The 17,085-nt window shown below is 69.5% G+C and carries 6 protein-coding genes; 5 read left to right on the top strand and 1 reads right to left on the bottom strand.

All coding sequences use genetic code 11. The features are described from left to right. Window positions 1–120: 120 nt before the first annotated feature. Both ACXI0U_RS28875 and ACXI0U_RS28870 read left to right on the top strand, forming a co-directional pair. Window positions 121–600, top strand: a complete 480-nt coding sequence (locus ACXI0U_RS28875; RefSeq protein ID WP_479551205.1) for a hypothetical protein — start codon at window positions 121–123, stop codon at window positions 598–600. Window positions 601–800: 200 nt separating this feature from the next. Further along, window positions 801–1,799, top strand: coding sequence for a GNAT family N-acetyltransferase (locus ACXI0U_RS28870; RefSeq protein ID WP_479551204.1), 999 nt, complete (start codon window positions 801–803; stop codon window positions 1,797–1,799). A gap of 168 nt (window positions 1,800–1,967) precedes the next feature. Here ACXI0U_RS28870 and ACXI0U_RS28865 read toward each other — a convergent pair whose 3' ends face one another. Continuing rightward, window positions 1,968–2,519, bottom strand: a complete 552-nt coding sequence (locus ACXI0U_RS28865; protein WP_479551203.1) for an RNA polymerase factor sigma-70 — start codon at window positions 2,517–2,519, stop codon at window positions 1,968–1,970. A 312-nt stretch (window positions 2,520–2,831) separates the two neighbouring features. Between ACXI0U_RS28865 and ACXI0U_RS28860 the strand changes: the two genes are divergently transcribed. The 3 genes from ACXI0U_RS28860 to ACXI0U_RS28850 all read left to right on the top strand — a co-directional run bounded on the left by ACXI0U_RS28860 (window position 2,832) and on the right by ACXI0U_RS28850 (window position 16,917). After that, a complete protein-coding gene (locus tag ACXI0U_RS28860; RefSeq protein ID WP_021220748.1) occupies window positions 2,832–3,050 on the top strand; it encodes an MbtH family protein in 219 nt (72 codons plus the stop codon). 2 nt (window positions 3,051–3,052) lie between these two features. Further along, window positions 3,053–3,811 carry a thioesterase II family protein gene (locus tag ACXI0U_RS28855; protein ID WP_479551202.1) on the top strand — a complete coding sequence of 253 codons (759 nt, stop codon included), beginning with the start codon at window positions 3,053–3,055 and terminating at the stop codon, window positions 3,809–3,811. An 83-nt stretch (window positions 3,812–3,894) separates the two neighbouring features. Beyond that, window positions 3,895–16,917 carry a non-ribosomal peptide synthase/polyketide synthase gene (locus ACXI0U_RS28850; RefSeq protein ID WP_479551201.1) on the top strand — a complete coding sequence of 4,341 codons (13,023 nt, stop codon included), beginning with the start codon at window positions 3,895–3,897 and terminating at the stop codon, window positions 16,915–16,917. The last annotated feature ends 168 nt before the right edge of the window (window positions 16,918–17,085 follow it).

The raw sequence follows: 17,085 nt of genomic DNA, 5'->3' as shown, positions 1-17,085 counted from the left end.
TGTTACGCGCCATCCCGACTTTGGTGAGGGATGGAGAAATCATGTTGTGACCTAGTCTCTTCGTGCCCGGATTGGGCGCCTGCCTGGCTCGCAAGAGCCCTCACAACATGGAATGTGAAAATGAAGATGAAACCTGCTCGTCTGCTCCTCGCTCTGCTTTCCACCGTTACAATTGCGCCCGTTGCCTTCGCTCAGGTATTGCCTGCTGGATCCACATTCACAGGTGGCGGCCTGGTTGATTTCAGAGGTGGGCCGCTCCTCGTCGTCAAAGGCTGTTCGATGAGCCTTAGTGGCCAGACTGACTCGAATGGATCGAATGTAATGGTTGTCAATTCGGTCTCGTTCTCGGGTAACTCGATCTGCCAATCCATCGTACCTAAGGGACTGCCTTGGAAACTGGAGGCCACGAGCCTGACTACCATGGCTATCACGGGCGTAGATATGACGTTCCTTGGAATCAATTGCGGCGGGTCTGCCTCCACCGTCGTTCAAGGTTCGTGGAGTAACTCCGCAGGATTCAGTGCTGTGAACCAAAGTGTGGCGAATTGCCGATTCGATAGTTTGCAGTTCACCACCTCACCGCAGCTGACCGTCCAGTAGCCCGCGCGGGTCGAGCTTTTATCCGCGTCCGAGTGCGTTGCCCTCCGGGGTGGCGCACCGATACTTCGGACGCCTACCTCTACTCCAGGCACGTTGAGAACGCCCGCGCCCACTGCCGCCATCACCGACGAAATTCCCCTAATTTTCCCTCGCGCCCCGACGTCATCTGTTGCACAGACCTCCCATTTCGCGAGCCGCCCATGTCCCAGCACAACCCCCAGTCGAACCTCCCGCTGCCCGATGGGCGCAGCCTCGGCGCCGACGAAACCGATAACCCCCTGCACCTCACCCTCGATGGCCAGCCGCTGATCGACCTGGCGCTGCAACGCGGCGCTGAACTGCGCCTGCAGGTGCTCGGCGCCCAGCCTTCCGCGCAGGCCCTGCACGCCGCCTGCTACTGGCTGCTGGCCCGCGACCCGGCCTGCCAGCGGCTGCACTGGCAATTGCCGCAGGTACCGGCCGAGGCCCTGGCCAGCGGCCTGCTGGTGGCGGCCGGGGCAGGGGAGTACCGCTGCGAGCGCGGCCAGTTCTGGCAACTGCCGGCACCCTGGATCACTGCCGCCAGCCCCTACCCGGAGCGCATGGTCATCAGCGACGGCAAGCGCCACCCGCAGCGTCCGCCCAAGCCCACCGGCGAGCTCTACCGCCGCTTCGATGCGCGCCTGGGCAGCTGGATCTCCCTGCGCGCGCTGGATATCGACAGCGACCTGGAGCGCTTCAACCGCTGGCAGAACTCGCCCCGTGTGCTGGCGTTCTGGCAGGAGGGCGGCGACCTCGACCAGCACCGCGCCTACCTGCAGAAACTGCACGACGACCCCCATGCGCTGACCCTGATCGGCTGCTTCGACGACCAGCCCTTCGCCTACTTCGAAGCCTACTGGGCCAAGGAAGACCGCATCGCGCCCTTCTATGCAGTGGACGACTACGACCGGGGCATCCACATGCTGGTGGGCGAGGACAGCCATCGCGGCCCGCACAAGGTGGCCAGCTGGCTGGCGGCGCTGACCCACTTCCTGTTCCTCGACGACCCGCGTACCCGCCGCGTGGTGGCCGAACCCCGTGCCGACAACGCGCGGATGATCGGCCACATGCAGAACCTGGGTTACTACCGGGAAAAGGAGTTCGACTTCCCGCACAAGCGCGCCGCGCTCATGGCCATCGGCCGCGAACGCTTCTTCGATCACTGCGTGCTGGCCTGAGGCCGAGCCGCGTTCTCAATGCGTAGCCCGGGCTTCAGCCCGGGACCGGCGTCGAAGGAATCCCCGAACTGAAGTCCGAGCTACCAGGTAGAGGTTCGCCCAGGCGCGAGTCGCGCCCGGGGCGGAAAACGGGGGAGGGGTCAGGCGGATTTTTCGCTGCGGTCCTGGTCATTGCCGGCGGCCTTCTCGGCTTCGGCACGCGGTCACCTTGCGGCAGTGCACCAGGGCATCGCGGATCATGAAGTTGACCAGGGTCGGCGAGACGCCCAGCTCCTTGGCGATGTCCTTCTGCGGCACGCCGTGCAGGCGATACATCTCGAAGGCATAGCGGGTACGCGCCGGCAACTCGGCCAGGGCATCGGCGATGTGCTCGAGGGTCGCGTAGTTGATGTGCGAGGTCTCGGGCGAAGCACCCTGGGTGACCACCACGTTGAGCCCTTCCTCCTCGGTGCCGGAATACTTCTGCTCCAGCGCCTGCTTGCGGTAATGGTCGATGGCCAGGTTGCGCACGATCTGGAACAGGTAGCTGAGCTGCGCCTTGAACGACGAGGTGATCTGCGGAGCCGACTGCAGCCTGAAGAACGCATCCTGCACCACATCCTCGGCGCGGGAGCGGCATCCGGTGATACGCGCGGCGATCTTCACAAGGATCGTGCGGTTATCGATGAATGCCTGGAGTAAGGGTGAATCGCACCTGCTTGTGGACAGTTGATCCGTCATGGAAATCACCTTGCGCTTGGGTAGGCAAAGGGCGCCGGAAAAAGGGCGACCTGTTCAGCGGGGTAACAAATTATGTCCAATGATAATCATTGTCAAATGCGATGAATAATTAATATGCATATATCCGAAGAAGAGCACGGAAAGGCTTCAGGGCTGTTGCAGCTCCGCCCCGCGAAGACTCTTCCGATCGACGGTGAAAGCGCTCCCGGCCCCGGGAAATTCCGTTAATTATTTTCCGTCTCCATCCGTTCTCCTCTGTGAAAGCGCGGGCAGCTGGCCCCGCTGCAACGGTTTCGCAGACAGGAGAACGACATGGTTTTCGATCGTGACGATGTGATCTTCCAGGTGGTCATCAACCAGGAGGAGCAGTACTCGATCTGGCCGGACTACAAGGCCATCCCCGCCGGCTGGCGCGCCGCCGGCAAAAGCGGCCTGAAGAAGGACTGCCTCGAGTTCATCGAGCAGAACTGGACCGACATGCGCCCGCTGAGCCTGCGGCAGAAGATGGACCAGGACAAAGTGGTGGCCTGAAGGTGGACGCGCCGATCAGCTTGCGTCTGTTCTGCCTGCCGTATTCCGGCGCCAGCGCCATGACCTACAACCGCTGGCGGCGCATCCTGCCCGCCTGGCTGGTGGTGCAGCCGCTGGAATTGCCGGGGCGCGGCATGCGCATGGACGAGCCGCTGCACACCCGGCTCGACACGCTGGTGGCGCAGCTCGCCCGCGAAGTCGCGCCCCAGGTGCAGCAGCCCTACGCGCTGTTCGGCCACAGCCTCGGCGGGTTGCTCGCCTTCGAGCTGGCCCACGCCCTGCGTGACAAGGGGCTGCCCGAGCCCCTGGCGCTGTTCCCCTCGGCCACCGCCGGCCCAGCCCGGCGCAATGTCGATGATTACCGCGAAGCCAAGAGCGACGCCGAACTCATCGCCAAGCTGCGCAACCTCCAGGGCACCCCCGAGGAGGCCCTCGCCAACGAGGAGCTGCTGCGCCTGACGCTGCCCATCCTGCGGGCCGACTTCCTCGTCGCCGGCAGCTACGCCTACCGCCGGCGCCAGCCGTTGCGCTCGCCCATCCACGTGCTCGGCGGCAAGGCCGACGAACTGCGCGTGGACGAACTGCTGGACTGGCAGGAAGAGACCGCCACCGGCTTCTCCCTCGACATGTTCGAGGGGCACCACTTCTTCCTCCAGCAACAGGAAGCCGCCGTGCTGCGCACCCTCAAGCGCTACGCCGAGCAGCACCTGTTGCGCCTGCGCACCCGCACCCTGCGCCAGGTACCACTGGCGGCCGGCTGAGCCGCCTGGCGCGGCCGTCTGCCGGCTGCGCCCCTTCGCTGTTCCGAACCCCGAATTCAAGCCGCACTAGGCAGGACGACAACATGATGGACGCCTTCGAACTCCCCAGCACCCTGGTCCAGGCCCTGCAGCGCCGCGCTGCCGAGCAGCCGGAACGCCTCGCCCTGCGCTTTCTCGAAGGCGAGGGCGACGGCGTGGTCATCAGCTACCGGGAGCTGGACCGGCGCGCCCGGGTGATCGCCGCCGCCCTGCAGGCGGAAGCGGAGTTCGGCGACCGCGCGGTGCTGCTGTTCGACAGCGGCCCCGATTACGTCGCGGCGTTCTTCGGCTGCCTCTATGCCGGCGTCATCGCCGTGCCGGCCTACCCGCCGGAGTCCGCACGCCGCCATCACCAGCTGCGCCTGCTGTCGATCATCGACGACGCCGAGCCGGCCCTGGTACTGACCAGCGCCGCCCTGCGCGAGCCCCTGCAGCAGCTGAGCACCGACCTGGGCACTGCCGGCCCGGCGCTGCTCTGCGTCGAGGATCTGCAGGACGAACTGGCCGACGCCTGGTGCGAGCCGGTGCTGGCCGCCGACGACATCGCCTTCCTGCAATACACCTCCGGCTCCACCTCGCTGCCCAAGGGCGTGCAGGTCAGCCACGGCAACCTGGTGTCCAACGAGCTGCTGATCCGCCGTGGCTTCGGCATCGGCGCGGACGATGTGATCGTCAGCTGGCTGCCGCTCTACCACGACATGGGCCTGATCGGCGGCCTGCTGCAACCCATCTTCAGCGGCGTGCCCTGCGTGCTCATGTCGCCGCGCTACTTCCTCGAACGCCCGGTGCGCTGGCTGGAGGCCATCGCCCAATACGGCGGCACCGTCAGCGGCGGCCCCGACTTCGCCTACCGCCTGTGTTGCGAGCGGGTCAGCACCGCGGCCCTGGCGCGCCTGGACCTCAGCGGCTGGCGCGTGGCCTTCTCCGGCTCCGAGCCGATCCGCCAGGACAGCCTCGAACGCTTCGCCGGCCAGTTCGCCGCCTGTGGCTTCTCCGCCGCCAGCTTCCTCGCCTGCTACGGCCTGGCCGAGGCTACCCTGTTCGTCACCGGCGGCGTGCGCGGCCAGGGCATTCCCGCCCTCGGCGTGGACGGCGCCGCGCTGGCGCAGAACCGCATCGAACCGGGCGCCGACTGCCTGCTGCTGAGCTGTGGCTTCGGCCAGCCCGAGCACGCGGTGATGATTGTCGAGCCGGCCACCGGCGCCACCCTCGGCGAGAACCAGGTGGGCGAGATCTGGGCCAGCGGCCCGAGCATCGCCCACGGCTACTGGCGCAACCCGGAAGCCACCGCCAAGGCCTTCGTCGACCGCGATGGCGTCAGCTGGCTGCGCACCGGTGACCTGGGCTTTCTGCGCGACGGCGAACTGTTCGTCAGCGGCCGCCTCAAGGACATGCTCATCGTCCGTGGCCACAACCTCTACCCGCAGGACATCGAGCGCACCGTCGAGACCGAGGTGGAGCTGGTGCGCAAGGGCCGCGTCGCCGCCTTCGCCGTCGAACAGGACGGCGAGGAGGGCATCGGCATCGCCGTGGAGATCGGCCGCAGCGTGCAGAAGGCCCATGCGCCGGAAACCCTGATCCGCATGATCCGCCAGGCCGTGGCCGAAGCCTGCCAGGAGGCGCCGCGCGTGGTGGTGTTGCTCAACCCCGGCGCGCTGCCCAAAACCTCCAGCGGCAAGCTGCAACGCTCCGCCTGCCGCAGTGGCCTGGAAGACGGCAGCCTCGACGCCTACGCCTGCTTCCCCGCCATCGACTCCACCACAGCATCCACTGCCCCGGCCGAAGCCGCCGGCGAGCTGCAACAGCGCATCGCCGCCATCTGGGCCGAGCAGTTGCAGGTGCCGGCAGTGAATGCCGACGACAGCTTTTTCCTGCTGGGCGGCAACTCCATCGGCGCCGCCCAGGTGATGGCGCGTCTGCGTGACGAACTGGGCCTGGAGCTGGAACTGCGCCAGCTCTTCGAAGCCCGCTCCCTGGCCGAATTCACCGCCGCCGTGCAAGCCCAGCAGGCTGCCGGCGTGCCGCGCCAGGGCGCCATCCCGCGCCTGCCGCGCAACCAGGACCTGCCGCAATCCCCGGCGCAGAACCGCCTCTGGTTCCTCTGGCAGCTGGACCCGCAAGGCGCCGCCTACAACATCCCCGGCGGCCTGCGCCTGCGGGGCGAGTTGGACGAAGGCGCCGTGCTGCGCAGCTTCCAGCAACTGGTGCAGCGCCATGAAGCGCTGCGCACGCGCTTCCTCGAACGGGACGGCGTCGCCCTGCAACGCATCCTGCCGTCCCTGGAGCTGAGCCTGTCGCGCATCGACCTCAGCCACCTCGACGGCGCCGAACGCGATGCCCGTGTCGCCCAGCTGCGTGAAGAGGAAGCCCAGGTGCCCTTCCACCTGGAGCAGGGCCCGCTGCTGCGCCTGACCCTGGTGCGCCTGGACGATGAACAGCACCAGCTGTGGCTGACCCTGCACCACATAGTCGCAGACGGCTGGTCGCTGAACCTGCTGCTGGACGAATTCTCCCGCCTCTACGGCGCCGCCTGCGGTGGCCCCGCAGCGGACCTGGCGCCCTTGCCCCTGGGCTACGCCGACTTCGCCGCCTGGCAGCGCCAGTGGCTGGCCGAGGGCGAGGCCGAGCGCCAGCTGGCCTGGTGGCGCGAGCAATTGGGCGATGAGGCCCCGGCCCTGCAACTGCCCACCGACCGCCCGCGCGGCGCCCAGCGCGGCCACGCCGCCGCGCGCCACAGCCTGCGCCTGGACGACGACCTGGCCAAGGCCCTGCGCGCGCTGGCCAAGGCCGAGCATTCCACCCTGTTCATGGTGCTGCTGGCGGCCTTCCAGGGCCTGCTGTTCCGCCTCAGCGGGCAGGCGGACATCCGCGTCGGCGTGCCCGGCGCCAACCGCCAGCGCCTGGAAACCCAGGGCCTGGTCGGCTTCTTCATCAACACCCTGGTGCTGCGTGGCCAGCTCGACGGCCGCCGCACCTTCAGCGCACTGCTGGCCCAGGCCCGCGAGGCCACCCTCGGTGCCCAGGCGCATCAGGACCTGCCCTTCGACCGCCTGGTGGACGCCCTCGGCGGCGAGCCCTTCCAGGTCATGTTCAACCACCAGCAGCGCGACCTCTCGGCGCTGCGCCGCCTGCCGGGCCTGCTCGCCGACGAGCTGCCCTGGCACAGCCGCGAGGCCAAGTTCGACCTGCAACTGCACAGCGAGGAAGACGCCCGTGGCCGCCTGACTCTGGCCTTCGACTACGCCACCGAACTGTTCGACGCCGGCAGCGTGCGCCGCCTGGCCGAGCGCTTCGTCAGCCTGCTGCGCCAGGTAGCCGAGCAGCCTGCCGTCGCGCTGGGTGATATCCAGTTGCTGGACGACGCCGAGTGCAGCCAACTGGCCGGCTGGGCCCGCGCACCACAACCCGCCGCCAGCCGCTGGCTGCCCGAGCTGCTCGAACAGCAAGCCGCCGCTACCCCGCAGCGCATCGTGCTGCACTGGGCCAAGGGGCAACTGGACAGCGCCACGCTGCACCGCCGCGCCAACCGCCTGGCCCATCGCCTGCAGGCCCTTGGCGTCGGCCCCGACGTGCCGGTGGCCATCGCCGCCGAGCGCTCGCCCGAACTGCTGGTGGGCCTGCTGGCCGTCATCAAGGCCGGCGGCGCCTATGTACCGCTGGACGTCGACTACCCCCGCGAACGCCTCGCCTACATGCTGCAGGACTGCGGCGCGCGCCTGCTGCTGACCCAGTCGCACCTGGTGGAACGCCTGCCCATCCACGACGGCGTCAGCGCCATCGCCCTGGACCGCGAGGAGGGCGGTTGGCCCGAGCGCGCGCCGACCTCCGGCGTGCACGGCGACAACCTCGCCTATGTCATCTACACCTCCGGTTCCACCGGCCAGCCCAAGGGCGTCGGCAACACCCACGCCGCCCTGGTCGAACGCCTGGCTTGGATGCAGGCGCAGTACCGTCTGGACGCCAGCGACGTGCTGCTGCAGAAGGCACCGGTGAGCTTCGATGTCTCCGTCTGGGAATGCTTCTGGCCGCTGGTCAGCGAGGCACGCCTGGTGCTGGCCGCGCCCGGCGAGCACCGCGACCCGCGCCGCCTGGTGCAGCTGGTGCGCGAACACGGCGTGACCACGCTGCACTTCGTGCCGCCGCTGCTGCAGCTGTTCATCGAGGAGGAGGGGGTTGGCGAATGCACCTCCCTGCGCCGCCTGTTCTCCGGTGGCGAGGCGCTGCCCGCGGCCCTGCGTGATCGGGTGCTGCAGCGCTTGCCGGCGGTGCGCCTGGACAACCGCTACGGCCCCACCGAAACCGCCATCAACGTCACCCACTGGCAATGCCGCAATGATGACGGCGAGCGCTCGCCCATCGGCCAGCCCCTGGGCAATGTGCTCTGCCACGTACTGGATGCCGAACTCTCGGTACTGCCGGTCGGTGTGCCGGGCGAGCTGTGCATCGGTGGCGCCGGCCTCGCCCGTGGCTACCTGGGCCGCGCGGCGCTGACCGCCGAACGCTTCGTGCCCGATCCCTTCGGCGAACCGGGCGCACGCCTGTACCGCACCGGTGACCGTGCCCGCTGGGGCACCGATGGCGCCCTGGAGTACCTCGGCCGCCTCGACAGCCAGGTGAAGCTGCGCGGTTTCCGCGTCGAGCCCGAGGAGATCCGCGCGCGCCTGCTGGCCCAGCCCGGTGTCGGCCAGGCCGTGGTGGTATTGCGCGACGGCCCCGGCGGCCCGCGCCTGGTGGGCTACTACTGCGCCAACGGCGCTGCCGAGGATGAAGCCCGGCAGACCGAATGCCTGCTGCAGGCCCTGCGTGACGAGCTGCCGGACTACATGGTGCCCGCGCAACTGATGCGCCTGGACGCACTGCCGGTCGGCCCCAGCGGCAAGCTGGACCGCCGGGCATTGCCCGAGCCGGCCTGGCAACAGGCCGAGCACCGCGAGCCCGTCAGCGCACTGGAGCAGCAGGTCGCCGCCATCTGGTGCGAGGTGCTGGGCATCCAGCGCCTGGGTCTGGACGACGACTTCTTCGCCCTCGGCGGCCACTCGCTGCTGGCCACCCAGATCGTCTCCCGCACCCGCCAGGCCTGCGACGTCGAGCTGCCGCTGCGCGCGCTGTTCGAAGCCAGCACCCTGGAAGGCTTCTGCACCGAGGTGGCGCGCATCCGGGCCAGCGGCCAGGTGGACAGCCAGGGCGTGATCGCCCATGTCGACCGCAGCCGCCCGGTGCCGCTGTCCTACTCCCAGCAACGCATGTGGTTCCTCTGGCAGCTGGAGCCGGACAGCCCCGCCTATAACGTCGGTGGCCTGGCACGCCTCAGCGGCCCGCTGGATGTGGCCCGCTTCGAGGCCGCGTTGCAGGCCCTGGTGCAGCGCCACGAGACCCTGCGCACCACCTTCCCCAGCGAGAACGGCGTGGCCCGCCAGCAGGTGGCCGAGCAATCGACCCTGGTGATGGGCTGGGAGGACTTTTCCGCTCTGGATGCCGACACCCGCCAGGCCCGCCTGCAGGCCCTGGCCGATGACGAGGCCCATCGGCCGTTCGACCTGGAGACCGGCCCGCTGCTGCGGGTGGTGATGGTCAAGGGCGGCGAGCGCGAGCACCACCTGGTGGTGACCCTGCACCACATCGTCACCGAAGGCTGGGCGATGGATATTTTCGCCCGTGAGCTGGGCGCGCTCTACGAGGCCTTCCTCGATGACCGTGAGTCGCCCCTGGCGCCGTTGCCGGTGCAGTACCTCGACTACAGCGCCTGGCAGCGCCAATGGCTGGAAGCCGGCGAACGCCAGCGCCAGCTGGACTACTGGACGGCCCAGCTGGGCCACGAGCACCCGCTGCTGGAACTGCCGACGGATCGCCCACGCCCGCCGGCCCAGAGCCACCGGGGCGAGCTGTACCGCTTCGACCTGCCGGCCGCGCTGGCCGAGCGCGTGCGCGCCTTCAACGCGGCCAACGGCCTGACCCTGTTCATGACCATGACCGCCACCCTGGCCGCGCTGCTGCACCGCTACAGCGGCCAGCAGGACCTGCGCATCGGCGCGCCGGTGGCCAACCGCATCCGCCCGGAAAGCGAAGGGCTGATCGGCGCCTTCCTCAACACCCAGGTGCTGCGTTGCCAGCTCGACGGGCAGATGAGCGTCGCCGCGCTGCTGGAGCAGGTGCGCCACACTGTGATCGAGGGCCAGTCGCACCAGGACCTGCCCTTCGACCAGCTCGTCGAAGCCCTGCAGCCGCCGCGCAGCAGCGCCTACAACCCGCTGTTCCAGGTGATGTGCAACGTGCAGCGCTGGGAGTTCCAGCAGACCCGCGAGCTGGCGGGGATGACGGTGGAGTACATCGCCAACGACGCCCGCGCCACCAAGTTCGACTTGAACTTGGAAGTCACCGACCTCGATCATCGCCTCGGCTGCTGCTTCACCTACAGCTCCGACCTGTTCGACGAGCCGCGCATCGCACGCATGGCCACTCACCTGTGCAACCTGTTGGAAGCGCTGCTGGGCGACCCCGAACAGCGCCTGGCCGAACTGCCGCTGCTAAGTGACGACGAGCGCCTGGCGCAGCTCGCCAGCCTGGGCGAAGAGCCCGGCGAGCACCGCCTCGACGGCAGCATCCACCGCCTGTTCGCCGAGCAGGCCGCGCGCACGCCCACGGCACCGGCGCTGACCTTCGCCGGGGAAACCCTCGACTACGCCACCCTGGACGCCCGCGCCAACCGCCTGGCTCACCTGCTGCGCGAGCGCGGCGTCGGCCCCGAGGTGCGCGTCGGCCTGGCCCTGGAGCGCTCGGCGGCCATGGTGGTCGGCTTGCTGGCCATCCTCAAGGCTGGCGGCGCCTACGTGCCGCTGGACCCGGAATACCCCACCGAACGCCTGCACTACATGATCGAAGACAGCGGCATCGTCCTGCTGCTGGGCCAGGCTGCGCTGTTCGACACCCTCGGTGAACTGCCGGCCGGCGTCGGCCGCTGGTGCCTGGAGGAGGACGAGGCCGCACTGGCCGGCTACCCCGCCCACGCACCGGTCGACCTCGCGCTGCCGCAACACCAGGCGTACCTCATCTACACCTCCGGCTCCACTGGCAAGCCCAAGGGCGTGGCCGTGAGCCACGGCGAGATCGCCATGCACTGCCAGGCGGTGATCCGTCGCTTCGGCATGCGCGCCGACGATTGCGAGCTGCACTTCTATTCCATCAACTTCGACGCCGCCAGCGAACGCCTGCTGACGCCGTTGCTCTGCGGCGCGCGCCTGGTGCTGCGGGCCCAGGGCCAATGGGGCGCCGAGGACATCTGCCAGCTGATCCGCGAGCAGGGCGTGACCATCCTCGGCTTCACCCCCAGCTACGGCAGCCAGCTGGCCCAGTGGCTCGGTGCGCGGGGCGAGACCCTGCCGGTGCGCCTGGTGATCACCGGGGGCGAGGCGCTGACCGCCGAGCACCTGCAGCGCATCCGCGCGGGCTTCGCGCCCCAGGCCTTCTTCAACGCCTACGGCCCCACCGAGACGGTGGTCATGCCCCTGGCCGCCCTGGCCCCGGCGCAGCTGGAGGAGGGCGCCGCCAGCGTGCCCATCGGCCGCATGGTCGGTGCGCGGGTGGCCTGCATCCTCGACGCCGACCTGGCCCTGGTGCCACCGGGCGCCATCGGCGAACTCTATGTCGGCGGTGCCGGGCTCGCCCGTGGCTACCACCAGCGCCCGGGCCTCAGCGCCGAGCGCTTCGTGCCCAACCCCTTCGCCACCGACGGCGGGCGCCTGTATCGCACCGGCGACCTGGTGCGCCAGCGCGACGACGGCCAGCTGGAATACCTCGGCCGCATCGACCAGCAGGTGAAGGTGCGCGGCTTCCGCATCGAACTGGGCGAGATCGAAGCACGCCTGCTGGAACACCCGGAGGTGCGCGAAACCGTGGTGCTGGCCCTGGACAGCCCCAGCGGCAAGCAGCTGGCCGGCTACGTGGCCTGCGCGGCGGCGGAAGAGGGCAGCGATGCACAACAGGCCCTGCGCGAAACCCTCAAGGCGCACCTTCGTGCCCAGCTGCCGGAACACATGGTGCCCGCGCACCTGGTGCTGCTCGCCAGCCTGCCGCTGACCCCCAACGGCAAGCTCGACCGCCGCGCCTTGCCCGCGCCGGACCCGGAGCACAACCGCCAGCAGTACCTGGCACCGACCAGCGAGCTGGAGCAGAGCCTGGCGGCCATCTGGCGCGAGGTGCTCAACGTCGAGCAGGTCGGGCTCGCCGACAACTTCTTCGAACTGGGCGGCGACTCCATCCTCTCCATCCAGGTGGTCAGCCGTGCCCGCCAGCAGGGCATCCACTTCAGCCCGCGCGACCTGTTCCAGCACCAGACGGTGCAGACCCTGGCCGCCGTCGCCCGCCGCGAGGCGCTGACCCAGGTGGACCAGGGCCCGGTGACCGGCTCCATGCCGCTGACGCCCATCCAGCACTGGTTCTTCCAGCAGGCGCCGGAGAACGCCGCCCACTGGAACCAGTCGCTGCTGCTGGAAGCGGGCGACCGCCTGGATGCGGGCTACCTGGAGCAGGCCCTGCAAGGCCTGGTGGAACACCACGACGCCCTGCGCCTGTCCTTCAGCCGTGACGGCGACACCTGGCACGCCGAACACCGCGCACCCGCCAGCGAGGCCGACGGCCTGCTGTGGCAAGCGCAGGTGGACGATTTCGCCGAGGCCGACACCCTGCTGGCCGATGCCCAGCGCAGCCTCGACCTGGCTCACGGCCCGCTGCTGCGTGCCCTGCTGCTGGAAGGCCCGGACGGGCGCCAGAAGCTGCTGCTGGCCATCCACCACCTGGTGGTGGACGGCGTCTCCTGGCGCGTGCTGCTGGACGACCTGCAAACCGCCTATCGCCACCTGCAGGCCGGGCAACCCCTGGCGCTGCCGCCGCGTACCAGTGCCTTCAAGCACTGGGGCGAACGCCTGGCGGCCTACGCCGGCAGCGAGCCGCTGCGCGAAGAGCTGGGCTGGTGGCAGGCGCAGCTCGGTGGTGACGACGCGCCGCTGCCCTGCGACCGCAACGCCGAACAGGACCTGGAACGCGACGCCCAGCGCATCACCCTGCGCCTGGATGCCGAGCGCACCCGCCAGCTGCTGCAACAGGCGCCCGCCGCCTACCGCACCCGCGTCGACGACCTGCTGCTCACCGCCCTGGCCCGCGTGCTGTGCCGCTGGGATTCGCGTGATTCGGTGCTGGTGCAACTGGAAGGCCATGGCCGCGAACCGCTGTTCGACGACATCGACCTCAGCCGCACCGTCGGCTGGTTCACCAGCGCCTACGCCCTGCGCCTGGCGCCCGCCGACGGGCTCGGCGCTTCCATCAAGGCAATCAAGGAGCAGCTGCGCCAGGTGCCCCACAAGGGCCTCGGTTACGGCGTGCTGCGCCACCTGGCCGACCCGGCGACCCGCGCCGCCATGGCCGCGCTGCCGCCAGCGCGCATCACCTTCAACTACCTGGGCCAGTTCGACGGCAGCTTCGCCGAGGGCGCGCTGCTGCGCCCACTGGAAGAGAGTGCCGGCCCGGCCCACGACGCCGACGCCACGCTGCCCAACTGGCTGAGCGTGGACGGCCAGGTATTCGGCGGCGAGCTGCTGCTCAACTGGACCTACAGCGAGGCGCGCTACGACCGCGCCACGGTGCAGGGCCTGGGCGAGGCCTTTATCGCCGAGCTGCAGGCGCTCATCGCCCATTGCCTGGAGGAGGGCGCCGGTGGCCCGACGCCGTCGGACTTCCCCCTGGCGCACCTGAGCCAGGAGCAGATCGACCAGCTGCCGGTGCCGGCCGCCGCCATCGACGACATCTACCCGCTCACGCCCATGCAGGAAGGCCTGCTGCTGCACACCCTGCTGGAGCCGGGCACCGGCATCTACTACATGCAGGACCGCTACCGCATCAACAGCGCGCTGGACGTGGAGCGCTTCACCCGCGCCTGGCGCGCCGTGGTGGCGCGGCACGAAGCGCTGCGCGCGTCCTTCGTGTGGAACGCCGGCGAAACCATGCTGCAGGTGATCCACAAGCCCGGCGCCACCGAGGTGGACCTGCTGGACTGGAGCGACCTGCCCGAGGAGGGCCACGAGGCACGCCTGCAGGCGCTGCACCGCACGGAGCGCGAGGCCGGCTTCGACCTGCTGCACCAGCCGCCCTTCCACCTGCGCCTGATCCGCCTGGGCGAGGCGCGCTACTGGTTCATGATGAGCAACCACCACATCCTCATCGACGCCTGGTGTCGTGGCCTGCTGATGAGCGACTTCTTCGAGGTCTACGCCGCCCTGGGCGAGGGCCGCGAGCCGCAACTGCCGCTGGCGCCGCGCTACCGCGACTACATCGGCTGGCTGCAGCGCCAGGACCTCGGCCAGTCCCGCGCCTGGTGGCAGGGCAACCTGGCCGGCTTCGAGCGCACCACGCACCTGCCGAGCGACCGGCCGATCCTCCGCGAGCACGCCAACGACAGCGGCGGCATGCAGGTGGGCGACCGCATCACCCGCCTGGACGCCGCCGATGGTGCGCGGCTGCGGGAACTGGCGCAGCGTCACCAACTCACCGTCAACACCCTGGCCCAGGCCGCCTGGGCCCTGGTGCTGGCGCGCTACAGCGGCGAGCGTGACCTGGTGTTCGGCGTCACCGTGGCCGGGCGCCCGGTGGGCCTGCCGGAGATGCAGCGCACCGTCGGCCTGTTCATCAACAGCATCGCCCTGCGGGTGAAGCTGCCCGCACCGGGCCAGCGCCTGAGCGTGCGTGACTGGCTGCAGGGGCTGCTGGCCAGCAACCTGGAACTGCGCGAGCACGAATACCTACCGCTGGTGGCCATCCAGGAATGCAGCGAGCTGCCCAAGGGCCAGCCGCTGTTCGACAGCCTCTTCGTGTTCGAAAACGCGCCGGTGGAAGTCGCGGTGCTGGACCGTGCGCAGAGCCTCTCCGCCAGCTCGGATTCCGGCCGCACCCACACCAACTTCCCGCTCACCGTGGTCTGCTACCCGGGGGATGACCTGGGCTTGCACCTGTCCTATGACCAGCGCTACTTCGAGGAAGCGACCATCGACCGCCTGCTGGGCGAGTTCAAGCGCCTGCTGCTGGCCCTCGGCGAGCGCATCGAAGGCGACATGAGCGAGCTGCCGCTGCTGGGCGAGGCCGAGCGCGAGCTGCTGCTCAATGGCGTCAATGAAAGTGCCCGCGACTACCCGCTGGAGCAGGGCTACGTGCGCCTGTTCGAGGCCCGCGTCGCCGCGCACCCAGCGCGCATCGCCGCCCGCTGCCTCGACCGCCAGTGGAGCTACGCCGAGCTGAACCGCCACGCCAACCGCCTGGGCCACGCCCTGGGCACCGCCGGCGTCAGCCTCGACCAGCCGGTGGCGCTGCTGGGTGAGCGTGGGCTCGACCTGCTGGGCATGATGGTCGGCACCTTCAAGGCCGGCGCCGGCTACCTGCCGCTGGACCCGGCGCTACCCACCCCGCGCCTGACGCGCATCCTCGAACTCAGCCGTGCCCCGGCGCTGGTGGCCACCCGCGCCTGCCGCGACCAGGCGATGCTGTTGCTGGAGGAACTCGGCTGTGGCCACCGTCCGCGCCTGCTGGTGTGGGAGGACGTGCTGCAGGGCGCCTGGCCGGAGCAGGACCTGGGGATCCACAGCGGCCCGGCCAACCTCGCCTACGTCATCTACACCTCCGGCTCCACCGGGCTGCCCAAGGGCGTGATGGTCGAGCAGGCCGGCATGCTCAACAACCAGCTGAGCAAGGTGCCGTACCTGGATCTCACCGAGGCGGACGTGATCGCCCAGACCGCCTCGCAGAGCTTCGACATCTCGGTCTGGCAGTTCCTCGCCGCACCGCTGTTCGGCGCCTGCACCGAGATCGTCCCCAACGCCATCGCCCACGACCCGCAGGCGTTGCTGGCCCATGTGCGCGAGCGTGGCATCACCGTGCTGGAAAGCGTGCCCTCGCTGATCCAGGGCATGCTCGCCGAGGACCGTGCCGTACTCGGCGCCCTGCGCTGGATGCTGCCCACCGGTGAAGCCATGCCGCCGGAGCTGGCGCGCCAGTGGCTGGAGCGCTACCCGCAGGTGGGGCTGGTCAACGCCTACGGCCCGGCGGAGTGCTCGGACGACGTGGCCTTCTTCCGCGTCGATGCGGCCTCCACCGAAGGCACCTACCTGCCCATCGGCAGCCCCACCGACAACAACCGCCTCTACCTGCTGGACGACGCCTTCGAACTGGCCCCCCTGGGCGCCGTGGGCGAACTCTGCGTCGCCGGCACCGGCGTCGGCCGTGGCTACGTCGGCGACCCGCTGCGCACCGCTCAGGCCTTCGTGCCCAACCCCTTCGGCGCGCCGGGCGAACGCCTCTACCGCACCGGCGACCTGGCCCGGCGCCGCGCCGATGGCGTGCTGGAATACGTCGGCCGTGTCGACCACCAGGTGAAGATCCGCGGCTACCGCATCGAACTGGGCGAGATCGAAGCCCGCCTGTTCGAGCGCCAGGACGTGCGCGACGCCGCCGTCAGCGTGCAGGAAGGCCCCACCGGCAAATACCTGGTGGGCTACCTGGTGCCACGCGAGGCCGGGCGCTTCGCCAGCGCCGCCTCGCCGGCCAGCCGCCTGGCGGAAGAGGGCGCCTGGTTCGAGGCCATCAAGCAGCAACTGCGTGGCGACCTGCCGGACTACATGGTGCCGCTGCACTGGCTCGTGCTCGAGCGCCTGCCGCTGAACGCCAACGGCAAGCTCGACCGCAAGGCCCTGCCGCCCCTGGAATTCGGCCCGCTGCAGGCCCAGGACTACCTGGCCCCGCGCAGCGAACTGGAAGCCACCCTGGCCGGCATCTGGGCCGAGGTGCTCAAGGTCGAACGGGTCGGCGTGCGCGACAACTTCTTCGAACTCGGCGGCCACTCCCTGCTCGCCACCCAGATCGCCTCCCGCGTGCAGAAAACCCTGCAACGCAACGTGCCCCTGCGGGCCATGTTCGAGTGCAGCACGGTGGAGGAGCTGGCGAGCTACATCGAGTCGCTGGAAAGCAGCGTCGTCACCGAAGAGAAGGCCGCACGGCTGGAGGACCTGATGGCCAGGCTGGAGATGCTGTAAGGGCAGCGGGGCACGCGGAGCGGGGAGGGCTCCGCGTGTGCCGGCTGGATGGGCGGGTGCACGGTATTTTCAGAAAATACCTGAACGCCCGCACATAAACGGCTGATAAACCGCTTAAGAAGAACGTGCTAGCGCCGATAGCAGGGGACGGCTCAGCGTCCGTGCCCA

The organism is Pseudomonas sp. C9D1, assembly GCF_056491235.1.
Note: the sequence above shows the minus strand (reverse complement) of the source record. Positions and strands in the feature narration are given on the sequence as shown.